Raw genomic sequence first — 13916 nt, 5'->3', positions numbered from 1 at the left:
CGGCCAGTCCAGCCATGTTCGGGGGCATGAGATGCAAAGGAGAACGCGATGAACAAGCCGCTGATGGCCAGGGCCACTGCCGTTTGGCTGGTCGACAACACGACGCTGACCTTCAAGCAGATCGGCGATTTCTGCGGGATGCACGAGCTCGAGGTTCAGGGCATCGCCGATGGCGACGTGGCTGCGGGCGTCAAGGGTTTCGACCCGGTCGCCTCGAGCCAGCTTGACCCCGAAGAGATCAAGAAGGGCGAGGCCAGCCCGTCCTATCGCCTCAAGCTGAAGCACAACCCTGCCGCCGATGGCGAGGAAAAGCGTCGCGGCCCGCGCTATACTCCGCTGTCCAAGCGTCAGGACCGCCCGGCCGCGATCCTCTGGCTGGTCAAGTTCCACCCGGAACTGGCCGATGCCCAGATCGCCAAGCTCGTGGGCACCACCAAGCCGACGATCCAGGCGATCCGCGAGCGGACCCATTGGAACATCGCCAATATTCAGCCGATCGACCCGGTGGCCCTTGGCCTCGCCAAGCAGACCGAGCTGGACAGCGCCGTGCAGAAGGCCGCGAAGAAGAAGGCAGCCGAGGGTGGCGTGATGTCGGATGACGAGCGCCGCAAGCTGGTCTCGACCGAGACCTCGCTGGCCATGGGCGAAGAACCGCGCCTGCCGACCGCGATTGCCGGCCTCGAGAACTTCACCCTCACCAAGGACGAGGACGAGGAACCCAAGCGCGAGTTGGACGCCGACAGCTTCTTCAACCTGCCCGATTCCGACGAGGATGACGACGAGGACGATAACGGCCGTCGCTGATGGAAAAGCGCGTCCTGCCCGAGCGCCCGGACTGGCGCGCCGAAGCCGAAGACCTGGGGTTCACCTTTGCCGACATGCATGGTGAGCCCTATTGGGACGAATCCTCGGCCTATGAGTTCACGTTGAGCGAGATCGAGGACCGGATCGAGGATCCCGCGACCGAGCTTCACGCGCTGGCACGCGAGGCGGTGGACCGGGTTCTTAGCGATGAAAGCCTGATGGAGCGCATGGGGATTCCCCGCGCCCATTGGGATCTCGTCGCCGACAGCTGGCGCGCGGGCGAGCCCGAGCTTTATGGCCGGATGGATTTGGCCTATGACGGGCAGGGTCCGGCGGTGCTGCTGGAATACAACGCAGACACGCCGACCTCGCTTTACGAAAGCGCGTCCTTCCAGTGGCTGTGGCTGGAACAGCAGATCGCGGCCGGCGTGCTGCGGTCGGGTGATGACCAGTTCAACGGCATCCACGAGGCGCTGGTCGAGCGCTGGCGCGAGATGGCCCCGCCCGACACCGATATCCATTTCGCCGCGATGAAGGACCTGCCCGAGGATTACGCCACGGTCGAGGCCATGGCCTGGGCCGCGCGCGAGGCGGGGCTCGGGGCGCATTACACTGACCTCGAATCCATCGGCCTGACCACCGAGGGCCAGTTCGCCGATGGCGAGGACCGGGTAATCGGCACTCTCTTCAAGCTCTATCCGTGGGAAGACCTGCTGCGCGACGAGTTCTCGGCGCATCTGCGGACCTCGGGCCTGCGGATGATCGAGCCGGCGTGGAAGGCGCTGGTCTCGAACAAGGCGATCCTGCCGGTGATGTGGCAAATCGCGCCGGATCACCCGAACCTGCTGCCGGCCTTCTTCCTCGACGACGTGGCCGATGCACTGGCCGGTCGCGGCGCGGCCAAGGCAGCGGGCTTTGACGCCGCGGCCACGCGCATGGCGCAGGGCCATGTCATCAAGCCGATCTTCTCGCGCGAGGGCGCCTCGGTCCGCATCGTCGAAGGCGGCCGCGAAACCGAAGCCGCGCCCGATCGCAGCTATGACGACCAGCCGATGATCGTGCAGGCCTATCAAGCGCTGCCGATCTTCGACGGCTTCCGCCCCATCATCGGCGCCTGGATCGTCGGCGAAACCTGCGTCGGCATGGGCGTCCGCGAGGACCGCGCCCGCATCACGCAGGACCTGTCACGCTTCAAGCCACATTTTATCCGGGGGTGAGGGCGGGCAACATGTCGCTTCACCGTGTTGTCGGGTGACATTTCGCCGCCCACGCCCCTATATGATCTAAAAGCAGGAGGGTTCATCATGCGCAAACGCTCAGCCCATGTCTCGCTGGCCATTCTTGGCGCCGCGGCCTTTGGCCTTGCCGGCTGCAAGTCGCAGGAGACCGATGCCAGCGCCTTCCCGGACGAGGCGTCCTGTGTCGCCGCCGCCGATCAGGGCAGCCTGTTCTTCACCGCCGAGGACTGCAAGACCGCCTTCGCCGAGGCGCAGGCGAACCACCTGGAGACCGCGCCGCGCTATGACAGTCTCGAGGTCTGCGAGGAGCAGCATGGCGTCGGCAATTGCGGCGGCGATCCGGCGGCGCAGCAATCGGGCGGCGGGATGGGCTCGATCTTCATGCCGCTGATGATGGGCTATCTCTTGGGCTCGGCGCTGGGGGGCAGCCGCGGGGTGATGAGCCAGCCCCTGTCGCGCACCGCCAATGGCGGCTTTGCCACGCCGTCGGGCGATACCCGTCTGGCCACCAACAACGGCACCGGCAAGATGCAGGCCGGCGCCTTCACCAAGGCCCCCACCACCATGGGCCAGCCGCCGATGAGCCGCGCCCAGGTCGCGCAGCGCGGTGGGTTCGGCCAGACGGCCACCAGCCGCTCGGGCGGCGCGCGCGTGGGCGGCTGACGAACAACACGCAGACCAAAATGAAAAAGCCCGCCGCGATCGCTCGCGGCGGGCTTTTCCGTGTCCGGGATGATCCGTCAGCCGCGGCCGCGCACCATGCGGCCGGCCCAGATCAGGATGCAGGCGCCGATCACCGCCACGATCACCTGACCAATGGCTCCCCCGGCGGTCGCGTCGAACAGCGCGCGGAAGAGCCAGTTGCCCAAGAGCGCACCGATGATGCCCAGGATGATGTTGGTCAGCAGCCCGTGATCGCCGCCCATGATCTTTTCCGCGATCCAGCCGGCAATGGCGCCGAGGATGATCGAGAGAATCCAGCCGAAACCTTCCATAAGTCGTCCTTCCAGAAATATTGCCCGAGGCCGCCCGCCGGGCCGCCCGCATGTGAATGGAATGCGCAGAGCCGGGCTTGCGTTCCCGCTCTGCGCGAATTTCCTCAGATCGACAGGCAGATGTACTTCAGTTCCAGGTAATCCTCGATCCCGTGCCGGCTGCCCTCGCGGCCGAGGCCCGACTGCTTGACCCCGCCGAAGGGCGCGACCTCGGTCGAGATGATGCCGGTGTTCACGCCGACGATGCCGTATTCCAGCGCCTCCTGAACCCGGGTGATGCGGCCAATGTCGCGGGCATAGAAATACGAGGCCAGACCGAAGATGGTGTTATTGGCCTTCTCGACCGCCTCCTCTTCGGTCTCGAAGCGGAAAAGCGGCGCCAGCGGCCCAAAGGTCTCCTCGGTCGACACCTTCATCGCGTCGGTCACACCGGTCACCACGGTCGGTTCGAAGAACAGCCCCTCCTTGCGCTTGCCACCGGTCACGACCTTGCCACCGCCATCCAGCACGTCCTGGATATGCTCCTCGATCTTCTCGACGGCATCCTCGTTGATCAGTGGGCCGGTCGTCACGCCCTCGGCCATGCCATCGCCGACGCGCAGCTTGTCGACCGCCGCCGCCAGCTTCGCGGCAAAGGCGTCATAGACCCCGGCCTGCACATAGATGCGGTTGGCGCAGACGCAGGTCTGGCCGTTGTTGCGGAATTTTGACGCCATCGCGCCCTCGACCGCGGCATCCAGATCGGCGTCGTCAAAGACGATGAAGGGCGCGTTGCCGCCCAGTTCCATCGAGCATTTCAGCACCTGGTCGGCGGCCTGACGCAGCAGGATGCGGCCCACCTCGGTCGAGCCGGTGAAGGTTAGCTTGCGCACCAGCGGGTTCTCGCAGAATTCCTTGCCGACCTCGGACGAGCGGCTGGAGGTCACCACGCTGAAGATGCCCTTGGGCAGCCCGGCACGCTCGCCCAGCACCGCCAGCGCCAGCGCCGAGAGCGGCGTTTCCGCCGCCGGCCGAGCGACGAAGCCGCAGCCCGCCGCCAAGGCCGGGCCGCATTTGCGGGTGATCATGGCATTCGGGAAATTCCACGGCGTGATCGAGCAGGCGACCCCGATGGGCTGGCGGATCACCGTCAGGCGCTTGTCGGCCATGTGGCCGGGGATGGTCTCGCCATAGATGCGCTTCGCCTCTTCGCCGAACCATTCGATGAAGCTGGCGCCATAGGCGATCTCGCCCTTGGCCTCGGCCAGCGGCTTGCCCTGTTCGGCGGTCAGGATGCGGCCCAGATCGTCCTGGTTGGCGATCATCAGGTCGAACCATTTGCGCAGGATATTGGCGCGCTCTTTCGCCGGACGGGCGGCCCAGTCCTTCATCGCGGCATGGGCGGCCTCGATGGCGCGGGCAACCTCGGCGCGGGACAGATCGGCCACCTCGGCGATCACGTCGCCCCGGGCCGGGTTGGTCACCGGGAAGGTTTTGCCGTCCTTCGCATCGACCCATTCGCCGGCCAGATAGGCGCGGGTTTCCAGAAGCGAGGGTTCCTTCAGCTGCGTCTTCAGATCAGTCAGGTGCTTGTTCATCGGGATGCCCTTTCATGCGTCGGCGACACCATGATCCTCGGCGGGCAGCTTGTCAAAGCGCGCATCGCGGTCACGGCGGGGCACGGTTTCGTGACCGGTCGTGCCGGAACGCCCCGGAATGCCTGCCCGTTGGTGCCCCGACGATCCGAGAGCAGTCGGGTCCACAGTCAGTACAGGAGTTATCCATGCGTAAGCTGTTTACCGCCACCACCCTTGCCGCCCTGACCCTGTCGGGCGCGGCCTTTGCCCAGACCATGGCCACCGCCGGCACCGACCTGAACATGCGTTCGGGCCCCGGCGTCCAGCACCCGGTCTCGGGCGTGATTCCCGGCGGCGAGGAAGTCACCGTCAAGGGCTGCATCGAAAGCGCCAACTGGTGCGAGGTCACCCATGGCGAAAAGACGGGCTGGGCCTATGGCGACTATCTGGCCGCCAAGGTCGGCGAAGAATTCCAGCCGCTCTACCCGAACCGCCAGGCCGTCGGCGTGACGGTGATCGAAGCCCCGGTCATCGAGGAACCGAGCGGGCAGGACCAGGCCGTCGGCGGCGCCACCGGTGCGGCCATGGGCGCGCTGGTTGCCGGCCCGCTTGGCGCGGTCGTCGGCGCGGCTGCGGGCGGCGTTGCGGCCAGCCTGCCCGACCCGGACCCGGCGGTTCAGACCTACGTGGTCGCGAACCCGCAGGAAGCCGTGGTGCTGGATGGCGAGGTTGTCGTCGGCGCGGGTGTTCCCGAGACTGTGACTCTCTACGAGGTTCCAGATCACGCCGACTATCGCTATGTGAACATCAACGGTCAGACGGTTCTGGTGAACCCGGACGACCGCAAGATCGTTTACATCTATCGCTAAGCTATCCCTCTTGGCGATCTCTCGGGGGCGGGGCCGTATGGTCCCGCCCTTTCTCGTAGAACGAGGCCATCGCGCGGCTTGCCCTGTCAGCCCGTCCGGCACGACAACGGATCTTCAGCGCCCGCTTCTGCCAGCAGTGAGACGATCTTGACCGCTGCGTCCTTTTGGACACCGGGTCAAATAAATACCCCGGAGGCATGTTGGCACATCATCGCCTGACATGTACGGTTCGGTTTCCACGAAAACACATCATTCTGACGCAATTCTTGCGGATCGACTTGCTATAGCCCCGGACAGGACGTGAATTTCAATGCCCGATTATACGCTTGAATATGTCTACACCGATGCTGGCGTTAACTGGTCCACGACCTCCAGCCCTAGCAACAGCGTACCAGTAGGAACAACCTTCACGCTGAACGGTATCGGTGCGAGTGCCATCGTCCGAGATGACGATGGGCTGCTCGAGGACAACAATGCCGGCGCGCCTCAGACCCTGGACCTTTCCCAGCAGGTTCTGGCCTCGGCTTTCGGCAGCAATGCCGCTGGCGACTATGTCCATTCGCGCGGCTATTACGAGATCGTGGATTCGCTTGGCAATGTCGGTCGTCTCTACCAGGTCCGCATGGGACCCTGGAACTATCAGGGAAGCATCGCCTCCAGTAACGCCCAGTACTGGGCGATTGCCGGAGATGTCGTCATTGATCCGTCGGTAAGCTATACCGTGCGTGGAACGCCCGCCAGCGACGGTCGAATCTACCTGAACGGGTTTGGGAATGTCGACTACGGATTGCTGACCGAGCCTCGCTGTTTCGCCGCAACGACGCTGATCGAGACCGAGACGGGTTCAGTCGCGGTCGAGGATCTGGAGGTTGGTGATCTGGTGCAGACCCGTGACAATGGCTTCAAGCCGGTCCGCTGGATCGAATCGCAGACGCTGGATGCCGGGATGCTGGCGGCAATGCCGCATCTGCGCGCGATCCGTATCCGGGCCGGTGCCTTGGGCGCAGGCCTGCCGCGACGTGATCTCTGCGTCTCTCCCCAGCACCGGATGACGGTTCGCAACGCCATCGTCGCGCGCATGTTCGACACCGAGGAGGTTCTGGTCGCGGCCAAGCATCTGCTGGCGGTGGACGGGATCGAGATCCTGCCCGAGGGTAGCGGGATCACCTATCTCCATTTCCTGCTGGACCAGCACGAGATCGTCTTTGCCGAAGGCGCCGAGGCCGAGACACTCTATACCGGCCCGCAGGCCCTGCGCACGATGTCGCCCGAGAGCCGGGCCGAGCTTCTGGCGCTGTTTCCCGAGCTTGCGACACTGGATCACGACGCTTTGCCCGCGCGCGCAGGCCGTTTCGCAGAGGGGCGCCGGGCGCGCCGGCTTGCCGATCGCGCCGCCCGGAACAAGGTCAGCCTGATCGAGGGTTAAGGCCGGTCAAATGGTCGGCCTGCCATGTCGCCCCGACCAGCAGGGTTGCAGATCTCCCGCCGCCGGTTCGGCCGCGAAAACCCCCCGCGCGATGGCCCGGGCCAGAACCGAAGCCGCGGCATGGCCGAGACGGAACGGATCGGCCGCCGGATCGGTCAGCGGTTTTGCCCCGGTCGAGGCGGCAAAGATAAGATCGCCGTCAAAGGGCGTGTGGCTGGGCACCAGCGCGCGTGCCATGCCGTCATGCGCCGCCGTCGCCATGCGCTGCAGCGCGGGCTTGTCCAGCGCGGCATCGGTGGCGAGGATGGCGATGGTGGTGGCCTCGCCCAGCCTCTTGCCCGGCGCGGGTTCCTGCGCGGCCGGGAAATCCGGGGGCAATCCCAGCCCGCCGAACTCATCCGCCAACTCCCAGGGCGCGGCCCAGAATTGCCGCCCCTCACCCACGGTGGCCGAGCCGAGCGCATTGACCACCACCAGCGCGCCGACCGTATGGCCCGTGTCGAGCACTGCCGAGGCCGAGCCGAGCCCGCCCTTCAGCAGCGCCGTCATCGCCCCGGTTCCGGCGCCGTGGCTGCCGATGGAAAAGCTGTCCGAAGCCGCGCCGAACGCCGCCTCGCCCAGCGCCGGATAGGGATTGCTGCGCCAATCCTTGTCGCCGCCATTCAGCAGGTCAAAGACGATGGCGCCCGGCACAATGGGCACGCGAACCGGGCCGATCTCGAACCCTCGCCCCGCTGCGCGCAATCCGGCCATCACCCCGTCGCAGGCGCCAAGGCCGAAGGCGCTGCCGCCCGACAGCACCAGCGCATCCACGGCCTGAACCATCTTGTCGGGGGCCAGCAGATCGGTCTCGCGCGTGCCGGGCGCGCCGCCCATGACATGGACGGCGGCGGCAAAGGGCGCAGCGGCGGTCAGCACCGTCACACCCGAGCGCAAGCCGGCATCAGCGGCATTGCCGACCCTGAACCCGGCGACATCGGTGATGAGATTTCGCGGGCCGGGCCTCATATGCGATCCTTGGGGGCCGCGGTGGCGGGGTCGCCGGTATTGGGCGTGCCGGCGGGCTCGATCAGCAAGAGATGGGTTTCCTCCTCGGCGCGGGGCCGGTGCTGCACCCCGCGCGGCACGACAAAGACCTCGCCCGGTTCCAACGTGACCGCAGCACCCTCGGGCAGGTCGATCACCAGCCGGCCCTTCAGGACAAGGAAGAAGTCGTCGGTCTCGGCGTGCTCGTGCCAGGTGAACTCGCCCTCGACCTTCACCACCATCACGTCATGGCCGTTGAAGGCGGCGACGATCTTGGGGCTCCAGTGGTCCTCGAAGCCGGCCAGCTTCGCGGCAAGGTTCACCACCTCATGGCGTTCGGTCATTCCCAGTCTCCCTTCTGCCGCGCGCGGATGCTGCGCAGCGTCTCGATCATCACGGCGGTCAGCATGCCCATGTTCAATAGCCCGTTCACCGCCATGAGGCCGCCCAGAAGCCGCCACTGCTGCGGCAGAAGCACATCGCCGAACCCCAGCGTGGTAAAGACCACCAGCGAGAAATACAGCGCCTCCTCAAGACTGGCAAAGATGCCGAGCAGATGGAAGGTCAGCGCCCAGCCCCAGACGCCGAGCGTCACGATCAGAAGCACCCAGAGCGAGGCCAGCATCAGCGCCGCCACCAGCTTCGGATCATGCGGCTCACGCGCCAGCCAGTCGGACCGACGACGGAAAAAGCCCAGCATGGCCAGCGCCGTGGCGCCCGCGATGACCGTGCTGAGCATCAAAAGCACTGCCCCCAAGGCAATCTGGATCAGCACCCTTGCCCCCTTTTCCCGGCCCCAGCTCTGGCCTAGCCTGCCCGGCATGACGAAATCAATCACCCTGACCGATCCGATGGACCCGGCGCGCATGGTGGCGCTGGCCGCCACCCTGGGCATCGACTGGCAGAATGGACAGGCGCTGCCGCCCTTTGCCCATCACGTCTATTTCTGGCAGCCGCAGCCACAGGCGCGGCTGGGGCGGGACGGTCATCCGAAGGTGGGTGGGGACGGCCTGATCCCGGATTTCGGCCTGCCCCGCCGCATGTGGGCTGGCGGACGGCTGCGCTTCCATGCCGATCTGCATGCGGGTGTGCCGACCGAGAAGCGGTCGACACTGTTGAAGACCAACGAGAAGCAGGGGCGAAGCGGGCCGCTGGCGTTTGTGACGTTGCAGAACGAGATCATCCAGAACGGCAGGCTCTGCGTCACCGAGGAACAGGACCTGGTCTATCGCCCCGAGGCGGTGGACAGCGCGCCCGCCGCGCTGAAGCCCGCGCCGGTCGAGGCTGACGAGACGGTCGAGCGGCGCTTTTCCACGGTCGAACTGTTTCGCTATTCCGCGCTGACGCTGAACGGTCACCGCATCCATTACGACCGCGACTATGCCACCGGGGTCGAAGGCTATGCCGGGCTGGTGGTGCATGGTCCGCTGCTAGCGCAGAACCTGATGCTGATGGCCGGGCCGGGGCTGGCGGCGTTCAGCTTTCGCGGCACCTCGGCGCTGATGGATTTTGAAACCGCGCGGTTCTGCCGCGAGGGCAATGAGATGTGGGTGGCGGGGCCGGACGGGCGGCTCTGCATGGAGGCCTGCCGCACGCTCGCCTGACACAGCGTCGCCCCTTGCACCCTGCCCGGCCAAGGGCCAGCCTTTACAGACGCCGCTGCGACGCATATCTGACCGGCATGGCCAAGGAACCCGAGAACAAGAACTACAAGGTGGTCGCCGAGAACCGGCGGGCGCGCTTTGACTATTTCATCGAGAGCGATCTCGAGGTGGGCATCGTGCTGACCGGGTCCGAGGTGAAATCGCTGCGCACCGGGCAGACGAACATCGCCGAAAGCTATGCCAATGTCGAAGGTGGCGAACTGTGGCTGATCAACGGCTATATCTCGGCGCTGACCAATGCCGGGGTCTTCGGCCATGACGAACGCCGCCGCCGCAAACTGCTGGTCAGCAAGCGGGAACTGTCGCGCCTCTGGCAGGCGATCGGGCGCGAGGGCATGACGCTGGTGCCGCTGGTCATGTATTTCAACGACCGGGGCAAGGTGAAGCTGAAGATCGGTGTCGCCAAGGGCAAGAAGGTCGCCGACAAGCGCGAAACCAGCGCCAAGCGTGACTGGGGCCGCCAGAAGCAGCGGTTGCTGAAGCAGGGCTGAGGCCCCGGCTGGCCTACTGGCCTAGCCAGATCATCGCCATCACGATCACCGCCGGCAGCGTCTGCACCATGGCGATGCGCGGTTTCACGGTGATGCCGCCATAGATCCCGGCGACGGCGATGCAGCCGAGGAAGAACAGGATGATCCCGTCATCCGGCCGCAGATAGCCCCACAGGATCCCCGCCGCCAGAAAGCCGTTATAAAGCCCCTGATTGGCAGCCATCTTCTTGGTCAGCGCCGCAACCTCGGGCGTGGTGCCGAAGACCTTGCGGGTACGGGGATGCTCCCATCGGAACATCTCCATCACCAGAATCCAGAGGTGCAGCAGCGCGATCATCAGCGCGAGGAACAGACCGATCTGGTGCATGGAGCTTCCTTTCCTGACCGGCGGAAAGTCTATCCGGCGCAACTCGCTGCGCAAGCTGGCATTGCAGCGTTACCCTGCGGCGGTTAAAGCGGATGGGTGCGCCATGAAGGAGGGAAGAATGCAGGACGACCCGAAGACGCTCGTGTCCACCGGCTGGCTGGCGGATCACCTGAACGACCCCGATCTGCGCATCATCGACGCCAGCTCGCATATGGCCGCGACCGGCCGCGACGCCAAGGCCGAATACAACGCCGCGCATATCCCCAATGCGCGCTTCTTCGACATCGACGCGATTTCCGACAAGCGCAGCACCCTGCCGCATATGGCCCCGCCGGTCGAGCTGTTCGTCAGCCGGATGCGCGCCATGGGCATCGGCGACGGCCATCAGGTGGTGGTCTACGACAATTCCGACCTGCACAGTGCCGCCCGGGTCTGGTGGACCTTCCGGCTGATGGGCAAGACCGATGTGGCGGTGCTGGATGGCGGTCTGGCGAAATGGCAGGCCGAGGGCCGCGAGATCGAGGACATGCCGCCGATCCTGCGCGACCGCCACATCACCGTGCAGCGGCAGGCGGGCCTGGTGCGCGACGTGACGCAGGTGGCGGCGGCCTCGAAACTCGGCGATCACGAGATCATCGACGCCCGCAGCGCCCAACGCTTTCGCGGCGAGGCGGCGGAACCGCGCCCCGGCCTGCGCTCGGGCCATATTCCCGGCTCGAAGAACCTGCCCTTCGGCCAGCTTTACAATACTGACGGCACGATGAAAGAGCCCGAGGCCATGCGCGCCGCCTTCGAGGCCGCCGGTATCGATCTGTCGCGGCCTGCCATCACCACCTGCGGATCGGGCCTGACCGCCGCCACGCTGAGCCTCGCGCTGGAGCGGATCGGCCACCGCAACCACTCGCTTTACGACGGAAGCTGGACCGAATGGGGCAGCTTCCCAGACCTGAAAATCGCAACCGGAGACGCCTGAGCGATGCTGTCCAACCTGAAACCCCAAGCCCCCGACAAGATCCTGATGCTGATCGAGGAGTTCAAGGCCGATACCCGTCAGGGCAAGATCGACCTGGGCGTCGGGGTCTACAAGAACCCCGAAGGCGTGACCCCGGTCATGCGCGCGGTGAAAGAGGCCGAGAAGCGCATCTGGGACAGCCAGATCAGCAAGGCCTATACCGGGCTGGCAGGCGAGGCGGATTACCGCAATGCGCTGGCGGGCATGGTGCTGGGCTCGGTTCCGGCGGACCGGCTGGCCAGCGTCGCCTCGGTCGGCGGCACGGGCGCGATCCGGCAGGCGCTGGAACTGGCGCGGATGGCGAACCCGGATGTCACCGTTTACGTCTCGGACCCGACCTGGCCGAACCATCTGTCGATCATGAAGTTCATGGGCGTGCCCTATGTCGAGTATCGTTACTTCGACGGCGCGACGCGGGGCGTCGATTTCGAGGGCATGAAGGCCGATATCGCCAAGGCGAAAAAGGGCGATCTGGTGCTGCTGCATGGCTGCTGCCACAACCCGACCGGCGCCAACCTGACGCTGGCCCAGTGGGAAGAGGTCGCGGCGATCCTTGAAAAGTCCGGCGCGATCCCGCTGATCGATCTGGCCTATCAGGGTTTTGGTGACGGGCTCGAGGAAGATGCGGCGGCGACGCGGCTCTTGGCGGGGCGTCTGCCGGAAGTGCTGATCGCGGCCTCCTGCAGCAAGAATTTCGGCATCTACCGCGAACGCACCGGCATCCTGATGGCGCTTGGCGACAGCACGGCGGCGCGTGATCTGTCGCAGGGCGCGATGGCCTTCCTGAACCGGCAGAACTTCTCGTTCCCGCCCGATCACGGCGCGCGGATCGTCTCGACCATCCTGACCGATGCGGGCCTGACCGCCGAGTGGAAGGCCGAGCTGGAAGAGGTGCGGAACACCATGCTGGGCCTGCGCACGCAACTGGCATCCGAACTGCGCGACCTGTCGGGAAGCGACCGGTTCGACTTCATCCAGCACCATCGCGGCATGTTCTCGCGGCTTGGGGCGACGCCCGAACAGGTGGCGAAGCTGAAATCCGATGCGGCGATCTACATGGTCGGCGATTCGCGGTTGAACATTGCCGGGCTGAACAGCGACACCGTGCCGGTTCTGGCGCGCGCGATCATCGACGCCGGGATCTAAGCGAAACGCGGGCGGCGGGGTTACTCCTCGCCGTCCCTCGGTGCACCGCCGCCGAAAGGCGCGGCACCACGCGGATCGGGCGGGGCTTCCTGCATCTGCAGATGCAGCCCGTCACCCTGGTAGGCATGGGCCATCACCACATCCATATCGATCTCGATCCCGAGGCCCGGCGTGTCCGGCACCTCGATGAAGCCATCCCTCCATGGCAGGGCATCACCGATCAACCTGCGGTGGAAGTCACCGCCGGTCTCGATGGTCTCGATCATCAGCAGATTCGGGATCGCCGCGCCCAGTTGCACGCTGGCCGCCCATTCGACCGGGCCGCAGTAAAGATGCGGCGCGATCTGGACGCCATAGATCTCGGCAGCGGCTGCGATCTTGCGGGTTTCCCAGATGCCACCCGAACGCCCCAGCGCCGGTTGCAGGATGCCCGCAGCCCCCGCCCGCAGGATCGGCGCGAATTCCCAACGTGTCGTCAGCCGTTCGCCCGTAGCGACGGGGATCGAGGTCGCCCGCGCGACTTGCGCCATGGCCGGCACGTCATCGGGTGGCACCGGTTCCTCGAACCACAGGGGCCGCAGCGGCTCCAAGGCCTTGGCCAGACGGATCGCGCCCGAGGGGGTGAACTGCCCATGCGTGCCGAAAAGGATATCGGCCCGGTCGCCCACGGCCTCGCGGATGGCGGCGCAGAAGGCGACGGAACGATCAATATCGGCCAGGGCCGGCTGGTGCCCGCCGCGGATCGTATAGGGACCGGCGGGATCGAATTTCAGTGCGGTGAAGCCCTGATCGACCATCGCCAGCGCCCGGCGGGCATGGGCCTCGGCATCGGCCCAGAAGGCCGGGGTCTGGTCGCGCGGGCCGGGATAGATATAGGAGTAACTCCGCAGCCGCTCGTTTACCTTGCCGCCCAGAAGCGCATGGACCGGACGGTCGCGCGCCTTGCCCAGAATGTCCCAGCAGGCAATTTCCAGTCCGGAGAACGCGCCCATCACCGTCAGGTCGGGCCGTTGGGTGAAGCCCGAGGAATAGGCGCGGCGGAACATCAGTTCCACGTTCTCGGGATTTTCGCCCTGCATGTGGCGGGCAAAGACATCCTCGATCACCGCGCGCATCGCCACCGGGCCGACCGAGGCGGCATAGACCTCGCCCCAGCCCTGCAGCCCGCTTTCGGTGGTCAGCCGGACAAGGGTGAAATAGCGGCCGCCCCAGCCCGGGGGCGGCGTACCGACGATGAAGATCTCGCAGGATTCAAGGCGCATGGCGGCAGAGTGTGACAGCGCGATGCGCTTGTCGAGGGGGTGAACGGCGCGGAAATGCGG

At 66.0% G+C, this 13916-nt stretch carries 16 protein-coding genes; 9 read left to right on the top strand and 7 right to left on the bottom strand.

Going from position 1 to position 13916, the window contains the following annotated elements; translation table 11 throughout:
* Positions 1-48: 48 nt before the first annotated feature.
* From CX676_RS16900 to CX676_RS16890, 3 genes are all read left to right on the top strand, one after another.
* The gene (locus CX676_RS16900; protein ID WP_101753593.1) at positions 49-804 is read left to right on the top strand and encodes a DUF1013 domain-containing protein; all 756 of its coding nucleotides are present in this window, start codon (positions 49-51) and stop codon (positions 802-804) included.
* Positions 804-2021 (top strand): glutathionylspermidine synthase family protein, encoded by a 1218-nt coding sequence (locus CX676_RS16895; RefSeq protein WP_101753592.1) that lies wholly within the window; start codon positions 804-806, stop codon positions 2019-2021. The genes CX676_RS16900 and CX676_RS16895 overlap by 1 nt, the downstream gene beginning before the upstream one ends.
* 87 nt (positions 2022-2108) lie before the next feature.
* Positions 2109-2705 carry a DUF1190 domain-containing protein gene (locus CX676_RS16890; protein ID WP_101753591.1) on the top strand — a complete coding sequence of 199 codons (597 nt, stop codon included), beginning with the start codon at positions 2109-2111 and terminating at the stop codon, positions 2703-2705.
* Positions 2706-2782: 77 nt separating this feature from the next.
* Here CX676_RS16890 and CX676_RS16885 read toward each other — a convergent pair whose 3' ends face one another.
* Together CX676_RS16885 and CX676_RS16880 are read right to left on the bottom strand one after the other, a co-directional pair.
* Positions 2783-3037: a GlsB/YeaQ/YmgE family stress response membrane protein gene (locus CX676_RS16885; RefSeq protein WP_101753590.1), complete on the bottom strand. Its 255-nt coding sequence runs from the start codon at positions 3035-3037 to the stop codon at positions 2783-2785.
* Between the two features lie 104 nt (positions 3038-3141).
* The gene (locus tag CX676_RS16880; protein WP_101753589.1) at positions 3142-4614 is read right to left on the bottom strand and encodes an NAD-dependent succinate-semialdehyde dehydrogenase; all 1473 of its coding nucleotides are present in this window, start codon (positions 4612-4614) and stop codon (positions 3142-3144) included.
* A gap of 185 nt (positions 4615-4799) precedes the next feature.
* On the opposite strand from CX676_RS16880, the gene CX676_RS16875 reads away from it, so the two are divergent.
* Positions 4800-5462, top strand: coding sequence for a DUF1236 domain-containing protein (locus CX676_RS16875; RefSeq protein ID WP_101753588.1), 663 nt, complete (start codon positions 4800-4802; stop codon positions 5460-5462).
* Between the two features lie 310 nt (positions 5463-5772).
* A complete protein-coding gene (locus CX676_RS16870; RefSeq protein WP_232816504.1) occupies positions 5773-6888 on the top strand; it encodes a Hint domain-containing protein in 1116 nt (371 codons plus the stop codon).
* A gap of 6 nt (positions 6889-6894) precedes the next feature.
* On the opposite strand, the gene CX676_RS16865 is transcribed toward CX676_RS16870, so the two are convergent.
* Genes CX676_RS16865 through CX676_RS16855 form a run of 3 tightly spaced genes read right to left on the bottom strand, consistent with a single transcriptional unit; the run spans position 6895 to position 8689 of the window.
* Entirely contained in the window at positions 6895-7896 is a 1002-nt protein-coding gene (locus tag CX676_RS16865; RefSeq protein ID WP_101753587.1) for a P1 family peptidase, read from the bottom strand.
* Complete coding sequence (locus CX676_RS16860; RefSeq protein WP_101753586.1) at positions 7893-8258, bottom strand: cupin domain-containing protein; 366 nt, start codon at positions 8256-8258, stop codon at positions 7893-7895. Before CX676_RS16860 ends, CX676_RS16865 begins: the two co-directional genes overlap by 4 nt.
* A complete protein-coding gene (locus CX676_RS16855; RefSeq protein ID WP_232816503.1) occupies positions 8255-8689 on the bottom strand; it encodes a potassium channel family protein in 435 nt (144 codons plus the stop codon). Before CX676_RS16855 ends, CX676_RS16860 begins: the two co-directional genes overlap by 4 nt.
* Before the next feature lie 46 nt (positions 8690-8735).
* Here CX676_RS16855 and CX676_RS16850 point away from each other — a divergent pair, with 46 nt between their 5' ends.
* The gene (locus CX676_RS16850) at positions 8736-9518 is read left to right on the top strand and encodes an FAS1-like dehydratase domain-containing protein (protein ID WP_101753584.1); all 783 of its coding nucleotides are present in this window, start codon (positions 8736-8738) and stop codon (positions 9516-9518) included.
* 77 nt (positions 9519-9595) lie between these two features.
* Positions 9596-10069: an SsrA-binding protein SmpB gene (smpB, locus tag CX676_RS16845; protein ID WP_101753583.1), complete on the top strand. Its 474-nt coding sequence runs from the start codon at positions 9596-9598 to the stop codon at positions 10067-10069.
* A 13-nt stretch (positions 10070-10082) separates the two neighbouring features.
* Here the strand turns inward: smpB and CX676_RS16840 are convergent, their stop codons facing one another.
* Positions 10083-10436 (bottom strand): DUF1304 domain-containing protein, encoded by a 354-nt coding sequence (locus CX676_RS16840; protein ID WP_101753582.1) that lies wholly within the window; start codon positions 10434-10436, stop codon positions 10083-10085.
* A gap of 118 nt (positions 10437-10554) precedes the next feature.
* Between CX676_RS16840 and sseA the strand changes: the two genes are divergently transcribed.
* Entirely contained in the window at positions 10555-11409 is an 855-nt protein-coding gene (gene sseA / locus CX676_RS16835; RefSeq protein WP_101753581.1) for a 3-mercaptopyruvate sulfurtransferase, read from the top strand.
* A gap of 3 nt (positions 11410-11412) precedes the next feature.
* Positions 11413-12594, top strand: a complete 1182-nt coding sequence (locus CX676_RS16830) for an amino acid aminotransferase (RefSeq protein WP_101753580.1) — start codon at positions 11413-11415, stop codon at positions 12592-12594.
* 20 nt (positions 12595-12614) lie between these two features.
* Here the strand turns inward: CX676_RS16830 and CX676_RS16825 are convergent, their stop codons facing one another.
* Positions 12615-13856, bottom strand: a complete 1242-nt coding sequence (locus CX676_RS16825; RefSeq protein WP_101753579.1) for a mandelate racemase/muconate lactonizing enzyme family protein — start codon at positions 13854-13856, stop codon at positions 12615-12617.
* Positions 13857-13916 lie beyond the last annotated feature (60 nt).

The organism is Paracoccus zhejiangensis, from assembly GCF_002847445.1.
In the GTDB taxonomy this organism is placed as follows: domain Bacteria; phylum Pseudomonadota; class Alphaproteobacteria; order Rhodobacterales; family Rhodobacteraceae; genus Paracoccus; species Paracoccus zhejiangensis.
This window is presented reverse-complemented; position numbering and strand designations above follow the sequence as displayed.

Bases quoted from the DNA above. Each gene is read 5' to 3' on its own strand.
- CX676_RS16900 (WP_101753593.1), top strand. From the start codon at position 49: ATGAACAAGCCGCTGATGGCCAGGGCCACTGCCGTTTGGCTGGTCGAC.
- CX676_RS16895 (WP_101753592.1), top strand. From the start codon at position 804: ATGGAAAAGCGCGTCCTGCCCGAGCGCCCGGACTGGCGCGCCGAAGCC.
- CX676_RS16890 (WP_101753591.1), top strand. From the start codon at position 2,109: ATGCGCAAACGCTCAGCCCATGTCTCGCTGGCCATTCTTGGCGCCGCG.
- CX676_RS16885 (WP_101753590.1), bottom strand. From the start codon at position 3,037: ATGGAAGGTTTCGGCTGGATTCTCTCGATCATCCTCGGCGCCATTGCC.
- CX676_RS16880 (WP_101753589.1), bottom strand. From the start codon at position 4,614: ATGAACAAGCACCTGACTGATCTGAAGACGCAGCTGAAGGAACCCTCG.
- CX676_RS16875 (WP_101753588.1), top strand. From the start codon at position 4,800: ATGCGTAAGCTGTTTACCGCCACCACCCTTGCCGCCCTGACCCTGTCG.
- CX676_RS16870 (WP_232816504.1), top strand. From the start codon at position 5,773: ATGCCCGATTATACGCTTGAATATGTCTACACCGATGCTGGCGTTAAC.
- CX676_RS16865 (WP_101753587.1), bottom strand. From the start codon at position 7,896: ATGAGGCCCGGCCCGCGAAATCTCATCACCGATGTCGCCGGGTTCAGG.
- CX676_RS16860 (WP_101753586.1), bottom strand. From the start codon at position 8,258: ATGACCGAACGCCATGAGGTGGTGAACCTTGCCGCGAAGCTGGCCGGC.
- CX676_RS16850 (WP_101753584.1), top strand. From the start codon at position 8,736: ATGACGAAATCAATCACCCTGACCGATCCGATGGACCCGGCGCGCATG.
- smpB (WP_101753583.1), top strand. From the start codon at position 9,596: ATGGCCAAGGAACCCGAGAACAAGAACTACAAGGTGGTCGCCGAGAAC.
- CX676_RS16840 (WP_101753582.1), bottom strand. From the start codon at position 10,436: ATGCACCAGATCGGTCTGTTCCTCGCGCTGATGATCGCGCTGCTGCAC.
- sseA (WP_101753581.1), top strand. From the start codon at position 10,555: ATGCAGGACGACCCGAAGACGCTCGTGTCCACCGGCTGGCTGGCGGAT.
- CX676_RS16830 (WP_101753580.1), top strand. From the start codon at position 11,413: ATGCTGTCCAACCTGAAACCCCAAGCCCCCGACAAGATCCTGATGCTG.
- CX676_RS16825 (WP_101753579.1), bottom strand. From the start codon at position 13,856: ATGCGCCTTGAATCCTGCGAGATCTTCATCGTCGGTACGCCGCCCCCG.